Source organism: Serratia nevei, from assembly GCF_024160145.1.
GTDB lineage: Bacteria > Pseudomonadota > Gammaproteobacteria > Enterobacterales > Enterobacteriaceae > Serratia > Serratia nevei_A.
Genome location: NZ_JAMYWQ010000039.1, coordinates 11,565 through 34,429 on the forward strand (window position 1 = coordinate 11,565; position 22,865 = coordinate 34,429).

Sequence of the window (22,865 nt, forward strand, 5' to 3'; positions counted from 1 at the left end):
ATCGGTTTTTTACGGGTCCGCACCGTCCGTTTTAGCACAGAGCGTGACAAAAATCTTTGAGAGTCGCGGAGTAAAAAAATTGCTATGATGCGGCGTCGTTATTTCTTTGCGCCCACTACGGTGTACCCCAATCCAACTCTGGCGCGGCATGCGCAGCAGAGGCAAAGAGTGCAACGCATAATGGCTCATGGATCGGTCTGATAGCGCAGCACCAGCGTGACGAATCAACAGTTCGGGTTCCTACCCCCAAGCTTTACGAGGAAGATCTATGGATCAAGCCGGTATCATTCGTGATCTGCTTAGCTGGCTGGAAAGCCATTTGGACCAACCCTTGTCGCTGGATAATGTGGCGGCCAAGGCCGGCTACTCCAAATGGCATCTGCAACGGATGTTCAAAGATATTACCGGTAACGCCATCGGTGCTTACATCCGGGCAAGGAGGCTGTCCAAAGCCGCCGTCGCGCTGCGCCTGACCAGCCGGCCGATTTTGGATATCGCCCTGCAATATCGCTTCGACTCGCAGCAGACCTTCACCCGCGCCTTCAAAAAACAGTTTGCGCAAACGCCGGCGCTGTACCGCCGCGCCGAGGACTGGAACGCATTCGGTATCTGCCCGCCGATCCGTCTGGGGGCCTTCACCCTGCCGCAGCCGGAATTCGTCTCGTTGCCGGATAAACACCTGGTCGGCCTGACCCAAAGCTATTCCTGTACGCTGGAACAAATCACCACCGTGCGCACCGAACTGCGCTCACAGTTCTGGCGCCAGTTCCTCGGTGATGTCGATACCTTGCCGCCGGTGCTCTACGGGCTGCACCACTCGCGCCCGAGCCAGGAGAAGGACGACGAACAGGAAGTGCTGTACACCACGGCGCTGGAGCCGGATCAGGTGCCTGACAAGGTACAGGAAGGGCAGCCGCTGGTGCTGCCGGGCGGTGAGTTTGCGATGTTCAGCTACGAAGGCCCCACCGAGGGGCTGCAAGACTTTATCCTGACGGTCTATGGCACCTGCCTGCCGGCACTCCAGCTGACGCGCCGCAAGGGGCACGACATCGAGCGTTTCTACCCGAAAGGCGAGCGCCGTCCGCATCAGGCGCCTATCGAGATCAAGTGCGATTACCTGATCCCGATTCGGCGTTAACGCTGCAGTTCGTCCAACGCGGGCATGTCCAGGTGCGTGACATCGCCCGCCGTTTCCACGATCCAGCCGGAAGCCAGCCACGGGCTCTGCTGGTGATCGACGCGCGACAGTGAGCAGTTGCGCAGGCGCAGGCGGCGTTCCGCATAGGCCGGCAACCCGAGCACCGTACTGATCAAACACCCCAACGCGATGCCATGGCTGACGAGCAGCGGCTTGCTGCCTTCCGGCAGCATCAGGCAGCTCTCCAGCGCGGCGCGCATGCGCTCGCCCAGCTCCTCCATGGATTCGCCTTGAGGGATACGGCCGTCAGGAGTACCATCGACCATCTGTTTGCGCCACTGCTCTTCCTGCGGCGTCAAACTGTCGATCAGGCGTTCTTCCAGAACCCCCATGTGCAGCTCACGCAAACGCGGATCGCTAATCACTTCGCAGCCACAGGCTTCGGCGATGATCTGCGCGGTGCGGCGCGTACGCCCCAGATCGCTGGTAATGACGTGCGTAATGCCTTCTTTGCTGACGCGCCTGGCGACCAGACGGGCCTGGTGTTCCCCCATGGCGGTTAACGGGCTGTCGGACTGACCCTGGATGCGGCGGGCCGCGTTCCATTCCGTTTCGCCATGGCGAACGAGGTATACCTGTAACATTTTTGTTTTCCGTTATACTGCGTGAAATTTGCGTTTATCCCCGGCCCGGCGGCGTTTTTGCCGCTGCCCGGCGTATCGGCCAGAAGGATATCAAACCCGTTATGTACCATGTTGTCGCTGCAACTACCAACCCGGCAAAGATCAAGGCTATTCAACTGGCCTTCGATGACGTCTTCGGCGCGGGCCAGTACCGCATTGAACCCGTCGACGTCGCCAGCGGCGTCTCGCTGCAGCCGATAGGCAATCACGAAACCCGCACCGGCGCGCGTCAGCGCGTGATGGAAGCGCGCCAGGTCAGGCCCGAGGCCGATTTTTGGGTCGGCGTGGAAGCCGGGATTGAAGAGAATATGACCTTCGCCTGGATGACCATCGAGAATCCGCACATCCGCGGCGAATCCCGTTCGGCGAGCCTGATGCTGCCGGAAGTCATCTTACAGGGTATTCGCGCCGGCAGCGAATTGGGCAACGAAATGGCGGCGATCACCGGCAACGCCGAGGTGAAGCGTCAGGGCGGCGCCATCGGCGTCTTCACCGATGGCCGGCTGAGCCGCACCAGCGTTTACCATCAGGCGCTGCTGCTGGCGCTGGTGCCGTTCCACAACGCCATCTATCAGCAACATCACTGAACCTACCGGCGCGCGTCGTGCAGCAGCTGCTGCTCAAGCCACTGTTTCAGCGCGGGCGAGGCCGCCTTCAGGCTGTTCGAACCGCGGGTGATGGTGGCGATCCCCGCGCCCAGTTCATTTTTCAGCTCGCGCTGGCTCATCTCGCCGCGCATCAGCTCCTGAATGATCCGCACCCGCGTACCCAGCGCGGTGCGCTCGTCCGGCGTCAGCATCAGCTGCAGCAGCGGCTGATGCAGGTCTTGCGCAAACGAATTCTGCAGCAGCGCGACGAAGCGCAGCCAATCCTCATTGCCTTGTTCTGAAAGAGCGGGGTCGTTTAACGATAATTGCGTCATGGCAGCCACCATACTATTTAACTAGTACAGCAGCATACCATAGGGCCGTCAAAATCAATAACGTCTCTGCCACTCGGCGTCGGTGAGCACCTTGGCCGGCCGGTGCGTCAGGTAGCGATAAAACGCATCATAGGCCAGCACGTTCTTGACGTAGCCGCGCGTTTCCGAGAACGGAATGCTTTCGATAAATGCCACCGGATCGATCCGCCCTGCGCTGTTGCCAAGCCAGGTGTTCACCCGCGACGGGCCGGCGTTATAGGCGGCGGTTGACAGGATGCGGTTGCGGCCGAACTGCTGATAGACCGACTCCAGATAGCTGGTGCCAATGGTGATGTTGGTCTGCGGATCGAACAGCTGGCTCGGGCCGACATAGCCGGGGATGTTGAACATCTGCACCGTGTGCTGCGCGGTGCGCGGCATCACCTGCATCAGGCCGGAAGCGCCGACCGGCGACTGCGCCTTCGGATTCCAGGCGCTCTCCTGACGCGCGATAGCCATCGCATAGCTGGTGGTGATCCCCTTGTCATCGGTGGCGCGGCGGAACTCCTGCGGCCAGGCGACCGGGAAGCGTTCTTCCAGATGATCCCACAGCTTGCCGACGATGGTCGCCTGCACGCTCAGATCGGCCCATTTCTGCTCAAAGGCATAACGCGCCAGCGCCTCTTGTTCCGGCCGACTGCGGCTGGCGACGTAGGAGCCCCACTCGCTGCGGGCCAGGTTGTCCATATTCCAGTACATCAGCTCGCGCACCCGGGCTATTTCCGGCCCGTCGACCAGCGACGCGCGCGGCTTGGCCGCCACCGCCACCATCACCGGATACGTGGCGTTCAGCTTCTGCGCCGCCACCATCGGATAGAAGCCGCGTTCGGTCATCAGGTTGCGCAACATCTCCTCGCCTTCGGCGCGCTTGCCTTCGTCCATCAGCTGACTGGCGCGCCAGTAGCGCCACTCATCCTTGTTGCGCGACTCTTCCGGCAAACGGGCCAGCCAGATTGCCACGCCCTGCCGATCGCCGTTGCCCAGCGCCATGCGCACCCGGCGCTCCAACAGCGAAGGCGAACGGCTGCGCAGAATCACCTGATCGCGCCACTGCGCCTGTTCATAGGTGGCATCGCTGCCCATCAAGCGCCAGGCCACCGCCTCTTCCAGCCCCAGCCGTTCGTCGCCGCTCATTTTCTGCAGCCGTGCGAGCGTCGGGATCATCGCCCGCGCGTTTTCCACATCCTGCCGCGCCAGGCGCTCAAAGGCGATACCGGTGGCGGCACGGGTAAAGTCGGTCGGCCCCACGCTGCGGGCGAAGGCCTCCACGGTGGTCGGATCGTTTTGCAAGCGCACCAGGGCGCTGCCCATGGTCTGGTAGTCGGCCGGCAGCTGGCTATAGAGATTGCTGACCAGCGAACTGTTGCCCTCTTTCAACGCCAGCTTCATGCGCGCCAGGATATCGAGCGGCGTCTGCTTGCCGGCGCCGCGCCAAACGCTGAACAGCCGATCGCAAGCGCCCGGCAGCGTTTTGCCGTTCAGCCACAGCTCGTCGGCGCCGCTCCAGGCCGCCTGCTGATCGCCGGTGGCCCATTTGGCGTAGTAATAGTTGCAGCGCGCCGCCGCCGGTTTGGGTGGCTGCGGGCTGAAGGCCAACAGGGTGCGCCAGTCTTCGCGCCGCGCCAGTTCATTGACGAAACGCGGCGCCAGTGATTTCGCCGGCGGCAGCGTCGGGTTGCGCTTGATGAAATCGTTAACTTCGGAGAACCCCGCCTGGCTGAGATCCTGCGTCAGCTCGCGGTACTCCAGGTAAGGATAAAGCGGGTAATCGCGCAGCGTCGGCATCAGCTGCGTCACCACGTCCATCTGATTGCCGTCCCACGCCTGCTTGATCTGCTGGTAGCGCTGACGTTGCGCATCCAGAGAATCCGCCAACGCCGCGCCGGAAAACGCCGTCAGGCACAGTCCTACCGCCAACAGCCGTCGCTTGTCCACCTTGACCATCCTCGCTCTTTCCTCACTGGTTGTGCCGCAGGAGCCGCCCAGCTCCCCGGCAACCACGGCGACAGGGCGCCGCGGGACAAAATAAAGCCGGGCGCACGGCCCGGACGCAGGTATCTATCATAGACAGCGCAATCGCTTATCCATTCAATACTGTAGAAGAAGAAGTGTATCGCCATGACGGGAACCAGGTAAAAAACGTTTACTTTGGCTGACAAATCAGACCGGCGGAATATTTCCCCCTACCGGATTTTTATTAGCCGCATCGGCGTTTCCTGGCAAAGTAAAATATTTTTTAATTATTAGCTATCGCATTATTGCATTTGCGAGACGCCGCCGCCGTTGCGCAAATCGCCTGACAGCTGGCCAAACGCGCCAACTTTGCAGAAAAGCGGTGGCAAACCCGGTTAGGCATTTTTATACTATCAAAAATAAGTAGGATAATTCCGAGAAAACAGCACATAAAGCGCCCAACGAAGACATCTTATAATACAATCCGCGCCAATTATGGGTTAGATAGTGTTCATTAGGCAGTGCGACTGACAGCTTTCAGCAAAACGATAGTCCCTTCAAGCGGGCCGGATTTTCCCTTGTCGGGCCACGCCCTGTGGGCGGTGGATCAGGCCGGAATGGCGGGTGAAGATGGCAAATAATACCGCGATAACGATGCGTTGCGCAAAAAACCCCGCGCGGGGGTTCCTTGCCGCACGTCTGAATATCGGCCGCCTGTTGCTGATCGTTTTGTTGGTGCTGCTGACGTTGCCCGGGCCTGCGCGCGCCGCCGATGATCCCTATCAAAAGCGCACGCACGCCGTAACGACCGTGGTGGTAGGCATCATCAGCTATGCCCGCTGGTCGCGTGAACCCAATCCGATCCGGTTGTGCGTGACGGCACCCACTCAGTATGCCGAAGGGCTGTTCGATCCGATCCTGCTCAGCGCGCCGCGTCCGATTAAAACCGAACGCGTGCCGCTCGACAGCCCGAAGCTGATTACCGGCTGTGATGTCATCTATTTAGGGAACATCAACGCCGCGCAGAGACAAAATTTCATGCAGCGCATTTCCGGCAACTCCATTCTCAGCATCAGTGAGAACGATAGCGAATGCTCCGCCGGCAGCGCATTTTGCCTGCAGATCGATGGGGACCAGGCCAGCTTCAAGGTCAACCTGGACGCTCTGGCGCGCAGCGGCGTGCGCGTTCACCCCAACGTGCTGCAGTTGGCACGCAAACAGGCGCCGCCGCTATGAGGCTATTGCGTAGAAACCGTTCGGGCAATGCGCGCCCGACGCTGGGCCGGGTGCTGCAGCGGGTGCATCTTGGATTGGCGCTGATCGCCGTCGGTACCGCCGGCATCTTTCTGACGCTGGTGGCGCTGTTTGCGTTGCGCGCCTACGCCAATCACAACCTGCACCTGATCGCGCGTTCCATCAGCTATACCGTTGAAGCCGCCGTGGTGTTTGAAGATGGCGCCGCCGCGCGCGAGGCGCTGATGCTGATCGCCTCCAACGAAGAGATCCTGGAAGCGCGCATTCTGGATAATAAAGGCAAAATGTTGGCCTGCTGGCGTCATCCCACCGACGGCCCGCTGCACGGTCTGGAGCAAATCGTCGCGCACTGGGCGCTGCCCGAACCGGTCATCCTGCCTATCTCCCACGAGGGCAAACAGGTCGGCCAGGTCTGGTTGAGCGGCAACGGCGGCAGCCTGTTGCGCTTCCTGTTGCGCGGCCTGGTGGGCATGATCGCCTGCATGGTGCTCAGTACCCTGTGCGCCCTGGTGCTGTCGCGCCGCATGCTGGTCGGCATCGTCAGTTCGCTGGACGACATCGCCAACGTGGCGCACGCGGTGCGCCGCGATCGCACCTTCGGCCTGCGGGTGCCGTCGGCGCCGATCGCCGAGCTGCATGAGCTCAGCAACGATTTCAACGGCCTGCTCGACGAGCTGGAGGCCTGGCAGGCCCATCTGAAACAGGAGAACGACTCGCTGGCCCATCGGGCGACGCACGACAGCCTGACCGGCTTGCCGAACCGCGCCTTCTTCGAAGGCCGGCTGAGCCGCGCCCTGGGCGATATAGAACCGCCGGCAAAATTGGCGGTGCTGTTTATCGACGGCGATCGCTTCAAGGAAGTGAACGACAGTTACGGCCACGCCGCCGGCGATGCGGTGCTGACCACTATCGCCGGGCGCATTCGCGCGCAGCTGCGCGAAACCGATCTGGTCGCGCGCCTGGGAGGGGATGAATTCGCCGTGCTGCTGGCGCCGGTACACGGCACGGAAGATGTCCTGCAGATCGCCGATAATATTATCGACTGCATGAAGCAACCGGTCATTTTACCGAACGACGAGACGGTCATTACCTCTCTGAGTATCGGCATTGCGCTGTACCCTGATCACGCGTCGACGCCTCAGGGTCTTTTGCACGAAGCTGACGATGCGATGTATCAGGCAAAGCATCGTTATAACGGAGGCTGGCGGCTGGCTATACACAAATAAGAGCCCCGGCTATAACACTTGAACTAGGGATTTTGACTATGATACAGCAACTGTTTAAAGGTCGTTTTTCACTGCTGACGATGGTGTTCGTCGCCCTGCTGACGCTCGCCGGCTGCCAGAGCAAACCGCAGGGCCTGACGCCCGAGCAGATCGCGCTGCTGCAATCGCAGGGCTTCAAATTGACCGACAACGGCTGGGAGTTCGGCCTGTCGGATAAAGTGCTGTTCGGCAACAACATCGGCAAGCTGAACCCGGAAAGCACCGAGACGGTGCAGAAGATGGGCCGCGCGCTGCTGAGCGTCGGCATCACCAAGTTCCGCCTGGACGGCCATACCGACAACTACGGCGAAGACAGCTATAACGACCAGCTCTCCCTGCGCCGCGCCGATGCGGTGGCCGATTTGCTGGCCAGCGTCGGCATTCCGCGCGCCAATATCGAAACCCGCGGCATGGGCAAGCGCGATCCCGTTGCCGATAACCGCACCTCCAGCGGCCGCGCGGAAAACCGCCGCGTCGCGATCGTCGTCACGCCATAAGCCACCAATATGCGCCTTTATCGGCGCATAAACGGTTATACTTAGCGATCGCTGAGCGATGTCTGGGATCCGAGATCGAAACGGGCTACACTCATGCCGCCAGACATCCTATAAATACTGATATAGAGAGGCTTAGAGCAACGTGGCTCAATACGTCTATACCATGCACCGCGTCGGCAAGGTCGTACCGCCGAAGCGTCATATTTTGAAAAACATCTCCCTGAGCTTCTTCCCTGGGGCCAAGATCGGCGTACTGGGCCTGAACGGCGCCGGTAAGTCCACCCTGCTGCGCATCATGGCCGGCATCGATACCGATATCGAAGGGGAAGCGCGCCCGCAGCCGGGCATCAAGATCGGTTACCTGCCGCAGGAGCCGCAGCTCAACCTCGAACACACCGTGCGTGAGTCGGTGGAAGAAGCGCTGGCGGAAGTGGTCGGCGCGCTGAAACGCCTGGACGAAGTGTACGCGCTGTACGCAGAAGAAGGCGCAGACTTCGACAAGCTGGCCGCCGAACAGGGCCGCCTGGAAGAGATCATTCAGGCGCACGACGGTCACAACCTCAACGCCCAGCTGGAACGCGCCGCCGATGCGCTGCGCCTGCCGGACTGGGACGCCAAAATCGCCCACCTGTCCGGGGGTGAACGCCGCCGCGTGGCGCTGTGCCGCCTGCTGCTGGAAAAGCCGGACATGCTGCTGCTGGACGAACCGACCAACCACCTGGACGCCGAGTCCGTGGCCTGGCTGGAACGCTTCCTGCACGACTTCGAAGGCACCGTGGTGGCGATCACCCACGACCGTTACTTCCTGGATAACGTGGCCGGCTGGATCCTCGAACTGGACCGCGGCGAGGGCATTCCGTGGGAAGGCAACTACTCCTCCTGGCTGGAGCAGAAAGACGCGCGTCTGGCGCAGGAAGCGTCCGCCGAAGCCGCTCGTCGCAAGTCGATCGAGAAAGAGCTGGAGTGGGTGCGTCAGGGTGCCAAAGGCCGTCAGTCCAAAGGCAAGGCCCGCCTGGCCCGCTTTGAAGAGCTGAACAACACCGAATACCAGAAACGTAACGAAACCAACGAACTGTTCATTCCGCCTGGCACGCGCCTGGGTGACAAAGTGGTCGAAGTCAGCAACCTGCGCAAGTCTTATGGCGACCGCCTGCTGATCGACGACCTGTCGTTCTCGGTGCCGAAAGGGGCGATCGTCGGCATCATCGGCCCGAACGGCGCGGGTAAATCCACGCTGTTCCGCATGATGTCCGGTCAGGAGCAGCCAGATTCCGGCAGCATCGTGCTGGGCGACACCGTCAAGCTGGCGTCCGTCGATCAGTTCCGCGACAGCATGGACGGTTCGAAAACCGTGTGGGAAGAAGTCTCCGGCGGGCAGGACATCATGCGCATCGGCAACACCGAGATGCCGAGCCGCGCCTATGTCGGCCGCTTCAACTTCAAGGGCGTCGATCAGGGCAAACGCGTGGGCGAGCTGTCCGGCGGTGAGCGTGGCCGTCTGCACCTGGCCAAGCTGCTGCAGGTTGGCGGCAACGTACTGCTGCTCGATGAACCGACCAACGACCTGGATATCGAAACCCTGCGCGCGCTGGAAAACGCCCTGCTGGAATTCCCTGGCTGCGCCATGGTGATCTCGCACGACCGTTGGTTCCTCGACCGTATCGCCACCCACATCCTGGACTACCAGGACGAGGGCAAGGTGGAATTCTTCGAAGGCAACTTCACCGAGTACGAAGAGTACAAGAAGCGTACGCTGGGCGCCGACGCGCTCGAGCCGCACCGCATCAAGTACAAGAAGATCGCCAAGTAATACCCCAGGCGCCGCATGCGGCGCCTTTTTTTATTCCCGCGCCAGCTCGCGCGCGTAGTCGTCAAACGCCGGGTGCTGCAGCACCACATCGATAAAGCAGGCCAGCGCCGGGGAATTCAGCTTGCGGCTCGGGTAGACCAGATACAGCTCATTGCCCTCCGCGCGCCACGCCGGCAAGACTTCCACCAACAGCTTCTGCGCCACCACCTCGCGGCTGAGAAACGCCGGCAGCAGCGTAATGCCGGCGCCGGCGATGGCGCATTCGCGCGCATACAGCAGGTTGTCGGTGGTGTGCGCCAGCGGCAGCTGCCAACGGTAGTCATCGTCGCCGCAGCGCAGGTTCCAGGCCGTCCAGGCGCGGTGGGCAATGCAGCGGTGCTGCTGCAGCTGCTGCGGGTGTTCGATCGGCGGGTGCTGCGCCAGATAGGACGGCGCCGCCAGCAGATAGCGCGGCGCGTACCCGAGACGGCGACCGATCAGCGAGGAATCCTGCGGCTTGCCGGTGCGCAGCGCGGCGTCGAAGCCTTCCTGCACCAGATCCACCATCGCGTCGGACACCGACACTTCCAGCGAAACGTCCGGGTACCGGCGCTGAAAATCCGCCGCCAGCCGCGCCATCAGAGTGGCTCCCAGCCCGGCGGGCGTCGAGATGCGCAGGCGGCCGCTCGGGTTATCGCGCAGCCGCTGCAACGCCAGATCGGCCCGTTCGGCGGCAGACATCATCGCCTGGCAATGTTCCAGATAGCGCTCGCCGGCGAAGGTCAGGTTCAGCTGGCGCGTGGTGCGATTGAGCAGGCGCAGCCCCAGCGTCTGCTCGAGTTGGCTGATGCGCTGGCTGACGCTGGACTTCGGCAGCCCGACGCGCTGCGCGGCGGCGGTGAAGCTGCCGCACTCCGCCACCAGCGCAAACAGCGCCATGTCCTGCAGCTGTTTGAATTGCATTGTTCACCTTATACGAACACTCCGTTAGATATTGTCCATCTTATCACCCCACTGCCGCCGGTCTACACTGTGGCCATCATTTGAAAGGAGTAGAATCATGTCGATAAAAGCCATTGCCGTAGATCCGCAGAACCCCGCCGGTTTCATCGAAATCTCACCGGAGATGCCGGTTCCCGGCCAGTACGACCTGTTGGTGGAGGTGAAAGCGGCGTCGGTCAACCCGGTGGATACCAAAGTGCACGCCGGCCTGCAGAAAAGCGGCCTGCAGCAGCCGCGCATCCTCGGCTGGGACGCCAGCGGCGTGGTAGTAGAAGTGGGCAGCGGCGTCAGCGGCTTCAAGCCCGGCGATGAAGTGTGGTACGCCGGCGACATCACCCGCCCCGGCAGCAACGGCAGCCACCAGCTGATCGACTCACGCATCGCCGCGCACAAACCGCGCAGCCTGAGCTGGACCGAGTCCGCCGCCATGCCGCTCACCGCCCTCACCGCCTGGGAAGCGCTGTTCGAACACCTGAACATTCAGGACGCGCCGGAGCACAAGACGCTACTGATCATCGGCGGCGCCGGCGGGGTCGGCTCGCTGGCCATTCCGCTGGCTGCGCTACGCAGCAAGGTGAAAGTGATCGCCACCGCCTCCAGGCCGGAATCCGCCGCCTGGTGCCGTGAACGCGGCGCCGATCTGGTGGTGGACTACCGCGATCTGAAGGGCAATCTGGCGCAACACGGCATCGAGCAGGTGGATTACATCCTGTGCCTGAACGATACCGACGGCCACTGGCCGGCGATGACCGAGCTGGTCGCCCCGCTGGGCCATATCTGCACCATCGTCGAGAACGCGCAGCCGCTGGATCAAAGCGCACTGAAGCTGAAAAGCGCCGCGCTGCACTGGGAATTGATGTTCACCCGCAGCATGTTCACCACCCCGGACATCGCGCAGCAGGGCCGGATCCTGCAGCAGGTGGCGCAGCTGCTGGACGAGGGCAAGCTGAGCACCACGCTGAGCGAAACCCTGCACGGGCTGACGGTGGAGACGCTGACCGCCGCGCATCAACAGCTGCTCGGCGGCCACATGCAAGGTAAGCTGGTTATCGCTTACTAAGCTCGCATCGCGGCGGCGCCCCGCGCCGCCGTTACTGCGGGCGAACGAAGCCGACGCACAACGTCTGCTCGTCGGTATGCGGATCGGCGCGGAACGTCAGATTCTGCTGCCAATCGAGGCGCATCTTCGGCCAGTGGGCCAGTTCACCGCCGAAGTCGCTGTGCGCGCAGTCTTCACCCAAACGGCCAAACAGAGCGACGCCATGCTGCGCAATCTGCGGGTAGCTGATGTTGACGTTATAGATATTCGGCCGCGTATGATTGGACCAGCGCGTAATGGTTTGCGGCCGTGAACCGGCATATACCGTCATCCACTGCGACAGGTATTCGCCGCCGACGTAGCGCAGGCTGACGCCATACCGTTCCTGCCACTGCCGCTCCACCCCGGCGCTGAACGCCTTTATACCCACCATCTTCTGGCCGGCATTGCGCACGTTGCCCAGCATCACCGCAGCATAGCCCAGATAGACCGCCAGCGCCGCGCACATCAGCCCGATGGTCGCCGCACGCAGCGAACGCACCGGCGGCTGGCGCACGCAGCCGACCAGCAGCGCAGGCGCCAGCATGAAGAACGGCTGCAGCCACTCGGTCAACCGGCCACCGACGTTGAAGGAGAACCAGAAGGTGATAATGCCGAGCGGCAACAGGTAGATCCACAGCAGCACCCGCATCGGCAACGCCTTCGGCCAGGCCAGCACCGCCCCGCTGCGCCGCAGGATCAGCCACAGCACCAGCGACGGGTAGAACACCAACAGCAGCGACTGCAGCATGTCAAAGTTGAGCCGCATCTTGATCTGCGAATCCACCCATTTGAAGGCGGCAAAGTCGTGGTTCCACAGCCAGAACACGTTCGGCAGCACCAGCGCCAGCCAGATCGCCAGTGCCAGATAAAACTGCGGCTGGCGATAGCAGCGGCGGATCTGCGGCACGAACAGCGTCGATAGCGCCACGAAGTAGACGAAGGCGAAGGTCGAGTATTTCGCCATCATCGCCAGCCCGGCGACCAACGCGAAGGCCGGCCACCAGTTGGCCGAACGCGAGACAGCCATGTGGAAGAACAACGCCATCCACGGCCACAGCATCACCAGCAGGTAATTGTCGTTATAGGGAATGATGTCGAAATTGATGATACCGGACAGGTTGAGCGTCAGCAGCGCCATCCAGGCCAGCGAGGTGCTGCCGCTCAGGCGCCGCGCCAACAGCCAGACGCCCAACATGCCGATGGCGATAGCCACGAAGTGCCCGCCATACCAGTAAACGTTCAGCGGCAGCCACGACAGCCAGATCGTCGGATGCATCGCCGCGCCGACCAGCCACGGATTTTTCGGTGAGCCCCATTCGCCGTTGAGGCCCCAGTTGAGCGCCTCGACGGCGTCGTAAGGCAGGGTGGGATCGAGATGAACAGTCAGCAGCGTCCAGGCTGCAGCGTAGCAGATCAACCAGAGAGCGAGTAAGCGATAAGACATGTCTTCTTCTAAGCGTTATTGTAAAGAAAATCTTAACTTAGTCGCTCTCGCGTGAACCATGTTTAAACAAGCCGTTAAATATGTGCTCGGGCAACCGTTTCTGCGGCCGCGATCGCACATTCCGCTAATTTTACTCAGCCAGCGGCGTGACGATGGGCGAGCGCGCTCGCCAACCGGCCGGCATCCGCCGTCAGCAGCTGTTGCACCAGCTCGACACAACGCAGGAAACGCTCTTCGTAATCGCTGGACTCAACGCGCACGTACTCGATGTTGTTGGCGTGCAGCATCTCCTCCAGCAAGCGTTGGAACGCCAGGCGATCGGCAGTGCTGCCGAGGCTGCGCAGGCCGTCCGCCACCCACGGCGTGTTGTTCTCCAACAGGATCACCAGATCGAAACGGTATTCGTCGATCAGCGCCTGCACAAAGGGGTGTTCACGCCCCTCGTACTTTTTGCAAAACGCCTGGGTGGTGACGAAATCGGTATCGATAAACGTCACCTTGTTGGCGTACTTGACCGCGAAGTCCACGTATTGCGCCTGCCCGAGGGCAATTTTGTCGTAGTCGGAGTACTGCAGCGCCATCTCGTCGCCGCCCAGATGCGAAAACACGTAATCGCGGCCATATTCCCAGGCGCTGGTGGTGTTGAAGATGTTGGCCAGCTTGTTGACCAGGGTCGACTTGCCGCTCGATTCGCCGCCGAGGATCGCTACGGTGCGCACGAAGAACGGCTTCACCTCGGTCGGGATGTAGTCCCAATAGCGGAACGGATCCTGGCGGATCTGATTGCCGCTGATGTTCATGAACGAACGCTCGGGGTCGACCAAAATGGTTTCGATGCCCAGATGTTCGCGGTAGCGCGGCGCATCCTGCGCTTCGCTGGAATAGATGAAGCTCGGCACGATGCCCTTCTGTTCCATAAAGGCCTTCATGCCGTCGCTCCACACGTTCCAGCCGTGCGGATAGGGTTCGATGCCCTGCTCGTCGAACGAGTGGATATGGATGTTTTTCTGGTACTTGAAGGTCTGCAGCAGCCAGCGCAGGCGATCGCTGACCGTCGGCTGTTGCGACATCGAACTGTTCTCGAACAGCTCGCGGTCACGCGGCTCGTCATGGCACAAGATAACGTGCAGCTCATCCACCTGGCTGCAAGCGCGCTGGATCAGATAGATGTGGCCGGTGTGCAGCGGGTAAAATTTACCAAACACCACGCCGACTTTAACCTCTTTACGCGGGAACTCCAGCCCGAGAAAACGGTGCAGCGCCTCGAGCTTTTGCGCGCTCGGGCTTTTGATCTTGTCGTTCAACAGCTGGCTGAGATAGCCTTTTGTCATGCCGCTGGCATCCGCCACCTGCTGCAAAGTACAGCCCTTTTGCTTGATGGACGTCTTCAGGTAATCAAATTGCGGCATGGCCACCTCCGTTTAGTATACTAAACAAAATAGCATATCTTTTTCGCCGTCGGCGACATTAATAAAACTCTTCCAGCACGTCCAGCGCGTCCGCCAGCTTCTTGACTCCGAACACCTGCATGTTGGCCGGCGGCTTCTTCGGCATATTGCCGTGCGGCACGATGGCACGCTTGAAGCCGTGTTTGGCCGCTTCGGAGATGCGCTCCTGGCCACTCGGCACCGGGCGGATCTCCCCCGCCAGCCCCACTTCGCCGAACACCACCAGATCGTTCGGCAGCGGCCGGTCGCGCAGGCTCGAGACCAGCGACATCAGCAGCGCCAAATCGGCGCTGGTCTCGCTGACTTTCACCCCGCCGACCACGTTGACGAACACATCCTGATCCGACATCTGCAGCCCGCCGTGCCGGTGCAACACCGCCAGCAGGATCGCCAGCCGGTTCTGCTCCAGACCCACCGCCACGCGGCGCGGGTTGGACATCATCGAGTGATCCACCAGCGCCTGGATCTCCACCAGCAGCGGCCGGGTCCCTTCCCACACCACCATCACCGAGCTGCCGGAGGTGACTTCATCGCCGCGGCTGAGGAAGATTGCCGAAGGGTTGCTGACTTCGCGCAGCCCCTGCTCGGTCATGGCGAACACGCCCAGCTCATTGACCGCGCCGAAGCGGTTCTTGTGGCTGCGCAGGGTGCGGAAACGGGAATCGGCATCGCCGTCCAGCAGCACCGAACAGTCGATGCAGTGTTCCAGCACTTTCGGCCCGGCCAGCGAGCCGTCTTTGGTGACGTGGCCGACCATCACGATCGCCACGCCGCGCGTTTTGGCGAAGCGCGTCAGATAGGCGGCGGTTTCCCGCACCTGCGCCACGCTGCCCGGCGAAGACTGAATGTCCGCCATGTGCATCACCTGAATCGAGTCGATCACCATCAGCTTCGGCTGTTCCTGCTCGGCGATCAGGCAGATCTGCTCGATGCTGGTTTCCGACAGCATGTTCAGGCCGCCGGTCGGCAGCCCCAGACGGTGAGCGCGCATCGCCACCTGCTGCAGCGACTCCTCGCCGGTGACGTACAGGGTTTTCATCTGTTCGGACAGTTTGCACAGCACCTGCAGCAACAGGGTGCTCTTGCCGGCGCCGGGGTTGCCGCCGATCAGAATGGCGCTGCCGGGCACCACGCCGCCGCCCAGCACGCGGTCGAACTCGAGAAAGCCGGTGGTGAAGCGCGGCAGCGCCTCAAGGCTGATTTCCGACAGCTTCTGTACCTTGCTGACGCCGGCGTCGCCGGCATAGCCGCTGAGGCGATCGTTGCGCGCCGCTGCGGGCGACGCGGCCAAACGCACTTCCGTGATGGTGTTCCAGGCATGGCAGGCGCTGCACTGCCCCTGCCAACGCGGATAGTCCGCCCCGCACTCATTGCACACAAATGCCCGTTTTGCCGCTTTTGCCACGTCTTACCTCAATCTTTCGTTATCGCACTTCGTGTTTCAGGCTGCCGGTGAGAATACACAGCACGCCCATCAGATCCGCATGTCGGATCGCCACCTGCGCTTTTTCATACACTTTCGGTTTGGCGTGGTAGGCGATGCCCAACCCCGCCGCCTGCATCATTTTCAAATCGTTGGCGCCGTCGCCGATGGCCACGGTTTGCGCCAGCGGGATCGCCAGCTTCTCCGCCAGCCGCAGCAGCGTCTCGGCTTTGAACTGCGCATCCACCACCGGCCCCAGCACTTCGCCGGTCAGCTTGCCGTCGCGGATCTCCAGCTCATTGGCCGCCGCCGCCACCAGCCGCAGCCGGTTGCGCAGGTGTTCGGCGTAGTAGGTGAAGCCGCCGGAGGCGATCGCCACATGCCAGCCCATCGCCTGCAGCTTGCCCACCAGGCTGGTCAGCCCCGGCATCAGCGGTAGCTCGTCGCGCACCTGCTTGAGGATGTTGGCGTCCGCCCCTTTCAGCGTGCCGACGCGCTGGCGCAGGCTGGCGGTAAAGTCCAGCTCGCCGCGCATCGCGCGCTCGGTGACTTCCGCCACCTGTTCGCCGACGCCCGCCAGCTTGGCGATCTCATCGATGCACTCGATCTCGATCGCCGTCGAATCCATGTCCATCACCAGCAGCCCCGGCGTGCGCAGGTGTGGGATCTTGCCGAGCGGCGCCACGTCCAGCCCGCTCTCCGCCGCCAGCAGCTTGGCGCGCGGCGTCAGGGTGCCCGCCAGCCGCACCACCTGATAGTCGTCCACGCCCCAGGCGGTGACGATCACCATCGCCGCGCCGAGCTTGCGTTGGAATTGCGTAATGCGCGCCTTGTCCAGCTTCCTGCCGTACAACAGCCACCCGGTATTGCCCGCCCGGTAGTCAAGCGGCATCACTTCGTCGCCGCTGAGCGAAAGGGGAAGACCCGGCCATTGAGAGATCTCCGCCGGAAGATCGCAATAGGTCAGACTGTTTGACATCATTGACTCCTGAATGGACAAAAACGCTGCATGATAAAACGACGCATCAAGCTATCCTATCGCCAGCGGTTCTGGCAACATAAAGTGTCCCCGATGCCCAAGGAACCTGCATGGCTCGCGCTAAACTGAAATTTCGCCTGCACCGCACCGCTATTATCCTGATTTGCCTGGCTTTACTGGTACTGCTGATGCAGGGCGCCTCTTATTTTAGCCTGAGTCACCAAATGGCGCGATCCGAGCAGGTCGAAGAACTGGCGCAGACGCTGACCAAACAGGTCGCCTACAGCCTGGCGCCGTTGCTGGACGACGACGGCAACACCCCGCGCATCGACGCCATCCTCAAGCAGCTCACCGATCACAGCCGCATTCTCGACGTCAGCGTGTATCAGTTGGACGGCACGCTGGTCTCCCACGCCGGGGAACAGATAAGTATACGCGATCGCCTGTCGCTCGACGGCAAACGCGCCGGCAGCTACTTCAACCACCAGTTGGTTGAATCCATTCAGGGCAAAGACGGGCCGATCGGCTTTATCCGCATCACCCTCGACACCCACGTGCTGGCGACCGAGTCCAAGCAGGTGGACAACACCACCAACCTGCTGCGCCTGATGATCCTGCTGGCGCTGGCGATCGGCATCATTCTGGCGCGCACCCTGCTGCAACACCGCCGCAGCCGCTGGCAGCAGTCGCCGTACCTGTTGACCGCCAACACGCCGTTGGCAGAAGGCAATACGGTGGAAGACGACGAAGAGGATGCGCCGGAGAAAACACAGGAAGCGCCGAAGAAGGGGTAACTCAGGCCAGGCGCTGAATGCGCTCGTGCAGCTTCTGCAGTTGCACCAACATTTGCTCGGCAATCGCCCGGAACGCCTCGCTGATGTCGTCATGTTGCGCCGTTCGCCGCCAGAACTCGAGAGCCAATCGCTCCGCTTGCCGCCAGACGGCGCCGCTCACCTCGTTGCTCAAACGGATCTCCACCGCGTCGTGGCGCAGATTACCGCCGCTTGCCGGGGCAAAAGCCATCGGCAACATATCATACAAAGGCGCCAACATGACCGGCCGCTGGGTTATCCGCAAGAACGACAGGTTGCCCTGGTGCATATCGCTGTTGGCGATCAACCGGCCAAAGGCCCAATACAGGGCAATCCGTTGGTAGGCTGAGTGATTGATCACCCCTTGCTGCAATAGCCGCTCGGCGGCCACGACCCAGTTGGCATGGCCGCTGCCGCTGAACTCGGCATCCAGCGCCTCCAGCGACACCATCGTTACCCGCCCTTCTTCACCGATGCGATCAAAGCGCTCTACCTCTAAAAAGCATTGCCGGTCAGCGCCGAACAGGACTTGCGCCGATGCGGCAGGCAATCCTGCAGCGGCGACCGTCTGCAACGCCAGCGACTCGGCGATCAGCAAATCGCTCCAGCGCTGTGCAATGACATGCGTCGGCGCCAGGCTGAACTTCACCAACACATGCGCACGGCGCCCAGGCGCCAGCTCAGCATAGGCGGCAAATTTGGGTTGCTCGCCACCGGCGGAAGAGCCCACCAGTTCCCCGGCCAGCGCCTGGACAGACAATGCGGCGTAACGCTCGGTTTTATCTTCCACCGTGATGGCGACGGCAGTCTCCCGCATTAACCAACGCTGGTAGCTGTCGGCACCAGGCAGCAGATCGCCGGTCATGTCTTCGCCATAACGGCAGAGCGCCAACAGGCGTTGACCTTCATCCCATCGCCGCACATCCTCCGGCAAATTCAACTCGCGCGCCGCTGCTTTTCCCCAGGCTCGCCCGAGAAAGCCAATCGGCCGCAGGTCGTTCAAATACCATGGCATGCCGTCATAGAGCTGCCACTCTCCGCTGCGCTCATCGCACACCGCACAGTTATCGGCAGGATACAGCGGGCAAAGCGTGGCAAACAGGTGCGCCTGACCCCGTTCATCAACCCGATACAGCGGAAACTGCCTCTCGCCGCCGATCCCGCGCCGCAACGCATAGCGCGTCGCCTTACCTTTACCGAGGATCAATACTGCGCCCGCCAGTTCGCGGATACGGCGCGATAGCGTCGGCTGGCTGATGCCTAACGCTTCTGTCAGTTGACGAGCCGTAGCCGGCCCATGACGCAAAACTTGTTCAACGGTGATCATCGGATGAATAGATTGGTGAATAGATTGATAGAGGAAGTAATAGCGTTAAACGGCAGAAAGGTAAAGCGTTAGCCAAAACTGGCCAAGCGGAATGAATAGATTGACGGGCGGGCGCCATGATGACGCCCGCCGGGGTATTAGGCTTTGTCGCCCAGCAGCACGGATTCCAGCGCGATAACGATCATTTCGTTAAAGGTGGTCTGGCGTTCCGCCGCCGTGGTCGCTTCGTGACGCAGGATGTGGTCGGACACGGTGCAGATGGTCAGCGCCTTGCAGCCGAACTCTTCGTACAGCTCCGCCGCCACGCCGTAGATGCCGGCCGCTTCCATTTCCACGCCCAGGATGCCGTACTTCTTCATCACCTGGAACATGTCCGGATCCGGGGTGTAGAACAGATCGGCGGAGAAGATGTTGCCCACGCGCGCCGGGATGCCCTGCGCCGCCGCCGCGTCGACCGCGTTGCGCACCATGTCGAAGTCGGCGATCGCCGCGTAGTCGTTGTCCTTGAAGCGCAGACGGTTCACCTTGGAGTCGGTGCACGCGCCCATGCCGATCACCACGTCACGCAGTTTGATATCGTCACGCACCGCGCCGCAGGAACCCACGCGAATGATCTTCTTCACGCCGAATTCGGCGATCAGCTCGCGCGCATAGATGGAGCAGGACGGGATACCCATGCCGTGGCCCATTACGGAGATGCGGCGGCCTTTGTAGGTGCCGGTGAAGCCCAACATGCCGCGCACGTTGTTCACTTCCACCGCGCCTTCCAGGAAGGTTTCGGCGATGTATTTTGCACGCAGCGGATCGCCCGGCATCAGTACTACGTCAGCGAAATCACCCATCTCAGCATTAATGTGCGGCGTAGCCATAATTTTCTTCCTTTAGAAATCTTATTTAATAAAAACGTCAAACATCTAAGCCTTGAATTTCGAGTTGCAGCCAGGCAGCTAGCGGGTGAATCCCCAGGAGCTTACTTGAGTAAGTGACTGGGGTTCACGCGTGAAGCTAACAACGCTGCGGCTTGAAAGACAGGGCTTAGAACATGCTCTTACCGTAATCCATCGGCGACAGGCCAAAATAATTGGCGACGGTCTGGCCGATGTCGGCGAAGGTCTCGCGGTGGCCCAGCGAGCCCGGCTTCACTTTCGGGCCGTAAACCAGCACCGGGATGTGCTCGCGGGTGTGGTCGGTGCCCGGCCAGGTCGGATCGCAGCCGTGGTCGGCGGTGAAGATGATGATGTCTTCGTCTTTCACCAGCTTCAGCAGCTCCGGCAGGCGGCGGTCGAACAGCTCCAGCGCGGCGGCGTAGCCCGCCACGTCGCGGCGGTGGCCATAGGAAGAGTCGAAGTCCACGAAGTTGGTGAACACGATGGTGTTGTCGCCGGCCTTTTCCATTTCGATCAGGGTCGCGTCGAACAATGCGTCGATGCCGGTCGCCTTCACCTTCTTGGTGATGCCGACGTTGGCGTAGATATCGGCGATTTTACCGATCGACACCACTTCGCCGCCCTTCTCGTCCACCAGCTTTTTCAGCACGGTCGGCGCCGGCGGCTCTACCGCCAGATCGTGACGGTTGCCGGTGCGCTGGAAGTGGCCCGGTTTGTCGCCGACAAACGGACGCGCGATCACGCGGCCGATGTTGTACCCGCCTTCGGTCAACTCTTCACGCGCGATTTCGCACAGCTCATACAGGCGATCCAGGCCGAAGGTTTCTTCATGGCAGGCGATCTGGAACACCGAGTCGGCGGAGGTGTAGAAAATCGGCTTGCCGGTTTTCATGTGCTCTTCGCCCAGCTGATCGAGGATCACGGTGCCGGACGAGTGACAGTTGCCCAGGTAACCCGGCAGCTTGGCGCGCTCAACCAGCTTGTCCAGCAGTGCCTGCGGGAAGCTGTTGTGCTCGTCCGTGAAGTAGCCCCAGTCGAACAGCACCGGCACGCCGGCGATTTCCCAGTGGCCCGACGGCGTGTCTTTACCGGAAGAGAGCTCGCTGGCGTATGCGTAGGCGCCGATGATGTCGGCGTTGCGGTCCAGCCCCTGCGGGAAGTTGCCGGTGGACTCTTCCGCCGCTTTACCGAGGCCCAGACGGCTCAGGTTAGGCAGCGTCAGCGGCCCCTGGCGGCCCACGTTGGCCTCACCGCGCGCGCAAACCTCGGCGATGTGGCCCAGAGTGTCGGAACCCTGGTCGCCAAAACGTTCGGCGTCTTCGCTGGCGCCGATGCCGAAGGAGTCCAATACCATAATAAATGTGCGTTTCATCTGTGCTCTCCTGCGTGTTCTCACGCTATTGCGACCGCAAAGCTGCAATCGCCCTTATTCTCTAAATTTATACCCAATGGATTTCAAGTTGTAGCTAGGCGGCTAGCACATGTATCCCCAGGAGCTTACTCAAGTAAGTGACTGGGGTGCACGCGTGCAGCCAACAACGCTACGGCTTGAAAGACGAGGGTCATCACGCTTGAGTGATGCGCTTATACACCACCGGCGTCGTCGCCGGCGCCTTGTCGCTCAGCGTCATTGCGCTGCGCACCGCATCGGCCGCCTGCTGCCAGCTCTCTTCATCGTTGGCATGGATCATCGCCAGCGGCTGCTGGGTATCCACCTTATCGCCCAGGCGCGCCACCTCGGTCAGGCCAACGCTGTAGTCGATGGCGTCGCTCGCCCGACGGCGGCCGCCGCCCAGCGAAACCACCGCCATGCCCAGCGCGCGGGTATCCATGGCGCTGATGATGCCCGGCTTTTCAGCATACACCGGCTTGCTCAACGTTGCCGCCGGCAGATAGCTATCGTAGCGTTCGACGAAGTCTATCGGCCCCTGCTGCGCCGCCACCATGCGGCCAAACACCTCCGCCGCCTTGCCGTTGTCCAGCACCGCCTGCAGTTTGGCGCGCGCGTCGGCCTCGTCTTGCGCCAGGCCGCCGGACAGCAGCATCTCTACGCACAGCGCCAGCGTCACTTCCAGCAGGCGCGGGTTGCGGTATTCGCCGGTCAGGAAGCGCACCGCTTCGCGCACTTCCACCGCGTTGCCGGCGCTGGAGGCCAGCACCTGGTTCATGTCGGTCAGCAGCGCAGTGGTCTTGCAGCCCGCGCCGTTGGCCACGCCGACGATCGCCTGCGCCAAGTCTTGCGACAGGGCATAGGTCGGCATAAAGGCGCCGGAGCCGACCTTCACGTCCATCACCAGCGCATCCAGCCCTTCCGCCAGCTTCTTGGCCAGAATGGAGGCGGTGATCAGCGGGATCGAATCCACGGTAGCGGTAATGTCGCGGGTGGCGTAGAAACGTTTGTCCGCCGGCGCCAGCGAGCTGGTCTGGCCGATGATCGCCACGCCGACGTCCTGAATGATTTTGCGGAAGGCGTTATCGTCCGGGAAAATATTGAAGCCCGGAATGGCTTCCAGCTTGTCCAGCGTGCCGCCGGTATGCCCCAGGCCGCGGCCGGAGATCATCGGCACATAGCCGCCGCAGGCCGCCACCATCGGGCCGAGCATCAGCGACGTCACGTCGCCCACGCCGCCGGTCGAATGCTTGTCGACGATCGGGCCGTTCAACGCCAGACTCTTCCAGTCCAGCACGGTGCCGGAATCGCGCATTGCCATGGTGAGCGCCACGCGCTCCGGCATGCTCATGTCGTGGAAATAAATGGTCATCGCCAGCGCGGCGATCTGCCCTTCCGACACCGCGTTGTCGCGAATACCGTTGATGAAAAAGCGGATTTCCGCTTCGCTTAACGGCTGGCCGTCGCGTTTTTTACGAATAATTTCTTGAGCCAGGAACAAGGCATCCCCCTGTGTCGCCGAGAGTCGGTGC

20 protein-coding genes are annotated in these 22,865 nt (G+C 61.6%); 8 read left to right on the top strand and 12 right to left on the bottom strand.

The window, feature by feature from the left end:
- Window positions 1–268 precede the first annotated feature (268 nt).
- Complete coding sequence (gene robA / locus M6G53_RS20845; RefSeq protein ID WP_253334220.1) at window positions 269–1,138, top strand: MDR efflux pump AcrAB transcriptional activator RobA; 870 nt, start codon at window positions 269–271, stop codon at window positions 1,136–1,138.
- On the opposite strand, the gene gpmB is transcribed toward robA, so the two are convergent.
- Entirely contained in the window at window positions 1,135–1,782 is a 648-nt protein-coding gene (gpmB, locus tag M6G53_RS20850; RefSeq protein WP_253334221.1) for a 2,3-diphosphoglycerate-dependent phosphoglycerate mutase GpmB, read from the bottom strand. The two genes, robA and gpmB, sit on opposite strands and share 4 nt — an antisense overlap.
- A gap of 101 nt (window positions 1,783–1,883) precedes the next feature.
- Here gpmB and yjjX point away from each other — a divergent pair, with 101 nt between their 5' ends.
- A complete protein-coding gene (gene yjjX / locus M6G53_RS20855; RefSeq protein ID WP_253334222.1) occupies window positions 1,884–2,408 on the top strand; it encodes an inosine/xanthosine triphosphatase in 525 nt (174 codons plus the stop codon).
- Window positions 2,409–2,410: 2 nt separating this feature from the next.
- Here yjjX and trpR read toward each other — a convergent pair whose 3' ends face one another.
- Window positions 2,411–2,743, bottom strand: coding sequence for a trp operon repressor (gene trpR / locus M6G53_RS20860; protein WP_253334223.1), 333 nt, complete (start codon window positions 2,741–2,743; stop codon window positions 2,411–2,413).
- 54 nt (window positions 2,744–2,797) lie between these two features.
- Window positions 2,798–4,726: a murein transglycosylase gene (gene sltY / locus M6G53_RS20865; protein ID WP_253334224.1), complete on the bottom strand. Its 1,929-nt coding sequence runs from the start codon at window positions 4,724–4,726 to the stop codon at window positions 2,798–2,800.
- A 633-nt stretch (window positions 4,727–5,359) separates the two neighbouring features.
- Between sltY and yfiR the strand changes: the two genes are divergently transcribed.
- The 4 genes from yfiR (at window position 5,360) to ettA (ending at window position 9,561) form a co-directional block, all read left to right on the top strand.
- Window positions 5,360–5,971 (top strand): regulatory sequestration protein YfiR, encoded by a 612-nt coding sequence (yfiR, locus tag M6G53_RS20870; RefSeq protein WP_436286544.1) that lies wholly within the window; start codon window positions 5,360–5,362, stop codon window positions 5,969–5,971.
- A complete protein-coding gene (gene dgcN, locus M6G53_RS20875) occupies window positions 5,968–7,215 on the top strand; it encodes a diguanylate cyclase DgcN/YfiN (protein WP_253334226.1) in 1,248 nt (415 codons plus the stop codon). Before yfiR ends, dgcN begins: the two co-directional genes overlap by 4 nt.
- Window positions 7,216–7,253: 38 nt before the next feature.
- Entirely contained in the window at window positions 7,254–7,751 is a 498-nt protein-coding gene (gene yfiB / locus M6G53_RS20880) for an outer membrane lipoprotein YfiB (RefSeq protein WP_253334228.1), read from the top strand.
- A gap of 142 nt (window positions 7,752–7,893) precedes the next feature.
- On the top strand, window positions 7,894–9,561 hold the full coding sequence (gene ettA / locus M6G53_RS20885) for an energy-dependent translational throttle protein EttA (RefSeq protein WP_117188466.1): 1,668 nt from the start codon (window positions 7,894–7,896) through the stop codon (window positions 9,559–9,561).
- A gap of 30 nt (window positions 9,562–9,591) precedes the next feature.
- Here the strand turns inward: ettA and M6G53_RS20890 are convergent, their stop codons facing one another.
- A complete protein-coding gene (locus M6G53_RS20890) occupies window positions 9,592–10,503 on the bottom strand; it encodes a LysR family transcriptional regulator (protein ID WP_253334230.1) in 912 nt (303 codons plus the stop codon).
- Window positions 10,504–10,600: 97 nt separating this feature from the next.
- On the opposite strand from M6G53_RS20890, the gene M6G53_RS20895 reads away from it, so the two are divergent.
- The gene (locus tag M6G53_RS20895) at window positions 10,601–11,602 is read left to right on the top strand and encodes a zinc-binding alcohol dehydrogenase family protein (RefSeq protein ID WP_253334231.1); all 1,002 of its coding nucleotides are present in this window, start codon (window positions 10,601–10,603) and stop codon (window positions 11,600–11,602) included.
- Between the two features lie 31 nt (window positions 11,603–11,633).
- Here the strand turns inward: M6G53_RS20895 and M6G53_RS20900 are convergent, their stop codons facing one another.
- The 4 genes from M6G53_RS20900 to serB all read right to left on the bottom strand — a co-directional run bounded on the left by M6G53_RS20900 (window position 11,634) and on the right by serB (window position 16,917).
- A complete protein-coding gene (locus M6G53_RS20900; protein WP_253334232.1) occupies window positions 11,634–13,067 on the bottom strand; it encodes a glycosyltransferase family 39 protein in 1,434 nt (477 codons plus the stop codon).
- 134 nt (window positions 13,068–13,201) lie between these two features.
- Window positions 13,202–14,476: a multifunctional transcriptional regulator/nicotinamide-nucleotide adenylyltransferase/ribosylnicotinamide kinase NadR gene (nadR, locus tag M6G53_RS20905; RefSeq protein ID WP_253334233.1), complete on the bottom strand. Its 1,275-nt coding sequence runs from the start codon at window positions 14,474–14,476 to the stop codon at window positions 13,202–13,204.
- Window positions 14,477–14,534: 58 nt separating this feature from the next.
- The gene (gene radA / locus M6G53_RS20910; RefSeq protein ID WP_025159617.1) at window positions 14,535–15,920 is read right to left on the bottom strand and encodes a DNA repair protein RadA; all 1,386 of its coding nucleotides are present in this window, start codon (window positions 15,918–15,920) and stop codon (window positions 14,535–14,537) included.
- A 19-nt stretch (window positions 15,921–15,939) separates the two neighbouring features.
- Window positions 15,940–16,917: a phosphoserine phosphatase gene (serB, locus tag M6G53_RS20915; protein WP_253334234.1), complete on the bottom strand. Its 978-nt coding sequence runs from the start codon at window positions 16,915–16,917 to the stop codon at window positions 15,940–15,942.
- Between the two features lie 110 nt (window positions 16,918–17,027).
- Between serB and M6G53_RS20920 the strand changes: the two genes are divergently transcribed.
- Complete coding sequence (locus tag M6G53_RS20920) at window positions 17,028–17,711, top strand: YtjB family periplasmic protein (RefSeq protein ID WP_253334235.1); 684 nt, start codon at window positions 17,028–17,030, stop codon at window positions 17,709–17,711.
- Between the two features lies 1 nt (window position 17,712).
- Here M6G53_RS20920 and yjjJ read toward each other — a convergent pair whose 3' ends face one another.
- From yjjJ to deoA, 4 genes are all read right to left on the bottom strand, one after another.
- Entirely contained in the window at window positions 17,713–19,056 is a 1,344-nt protein-coding gene (gene yjjJ, locus M6G53_RS20925; protein WP_253334236.1) for a type II toxin-antitoxin system HipA family toxin YjjJ, read from the bottom strand.
- Window positions 19,057–19,193: 137 nt separating this feature from the next.
- Complete coding sequence (gene deoD, locus M6G53_RS20930; protein WP_004933059.1) at window positions 19,194–19,925, bottom strand: purine-nucleoside phosphorylase; 732 nt, start codon at window positions 19,923–19,925, stop codon at window positions 19,194–19,196.
- Between the two features lie 166 nt (window positions 19,926–20,091).
- Complete coding sequence (gene deoB / locus M6G53_RS20935; RefSeq protein ID WP_049198074.1) at window positions 20,092–21,315, bottom strand: phosphopentomutase; 1,224 nt, start codon at window positions 21,313–21,315, stop codon at window positions 20,092–20,094.
- Between the two features lie 193 nt (window positions 21,316–21,508).
- Window positions 21,509–22,834 (bottom strand): thymidine phosphorylase, encoded by a 1,326-nt coding sequence (deoA, locus tag M6G53_RS20940; protein WP_253334238.1) that lies wholly within the window; start codon window positions 22,832–22,834, stop codon window positions 21,509–21,511.
- Window positions 22,835–22,865 lie beyond the last annotated feature (31 nt).

Excerpts from the sequence above, each read along its gene's own strand:
- serB (WP_253334234.1), bottom strand. The coding sequence starts at position 16,917 with ATGTCAAACAGTCTGACCTATTGCGATCTTCCGGCGGAGATCTCTCAA.
- sltY (WP_253334224.1), bottom strand. The coding sequence starts at position 4,726 with ATGGTCAAGGTGGACAAGCGACGGCTGTTGGCGGTAGGACTGTGCCTG.
- dgcN (WP_253334226.1), top strand. The coding sequence starts at position 5,968 with ATGAGGCTATTGCGTAGAAACCGTTCGGGCAATGCGCGCCCGACGCTG.
- M6G53_RS20920 (WP_253334235.1), top strand. The coding sequence starts at position 17,028 with ATGGCTCGCGCTAAACTGAAATTTCGCCTGCACCGCACCGCTATTATC.
- deoB (WP_049198074.1), bottom strand. The coding sequence starts at position 21,315 with ATGAAACGCACATTTATTATGGTATTGGACTCCTTCGGCATCGGCGCC.
- M6G53_RS20900 (WP_253334232.1), bottom strand. The coding sequence starts at position 13,067 with ATGTCTTATCGCTTACTCGCTCTCTGGTTGATCTGCTACGCTGCAGCC.
- yjjJ (WP_253334236.1), bottom strand. The coding sequence starts at position 19,056 with ATGATCACCGTTGAACAAGTTTTGCGTCATGGGCCGGCTACGGCTCGT.
- M6G53_RS20895 (WP_253334231.1), top strand. The coding sequence starts at position 10,601 with ATGTCGATAAAAGCCATTGCCGTAGATCCGCAGAACCCCGCCGGTTTC.
- deoD (WP_004933059.1), bottom strand. The coding sequence starts at position 19,925 with ATGGCTACGCCGCACATTAATGCTGAGATGGGTGATTTCGCTGACGTA.
- M6G53_RS20890 (WP_253334230.1), bottom strand. The coding sequence starts at position 10,503 with ATGCAATTCAAACAGCTGCAGGACATGGCGCTGTTTGCGCTGGTGGCG.
- yfiB (WP_253334228.1), top strand. The coding sequence starts at position 7,254 with ATGATACAGCAACTGTTTAAAGGTCGTTTTTCACTGCTGACGATGGTG.
- trpR (WP_253334223.1), bottom strand. The coding sequence starts at position 2,743 with ATGACGCAATTATCGTTAAACGACCCCGCTCTTTCAGAACAAGGCAAT.
- gpmB (WP_253334221.1), bottom strand. The coding sequence starts at position 1,782 with ATGTTACAGGTATACCTCGTTCGCCATGGCGAAACGGAATGGAACGCG.
- yjjX (WP_253334222.1), top strand. The coding sequence starts at position 1,884 with ATGTACCATGTTGTCGCTGCAACTACCAACCCGGCAAAGATCAAGGCT.
- robA (WP_253334220.1), top strand. The coding sequence starts at position 269 with ATGGATCAAGCCGGTATCATTCGTGATCTGCTTAGCTGGCTGGAAAGC.
- nadR (WP_253334233.1), bottom strand. The coding sequence starts at position 14,476 with ATGCCGCAATTTGATTACCTGAAGACGTCCATCAAGCAAAAGGGCTGT.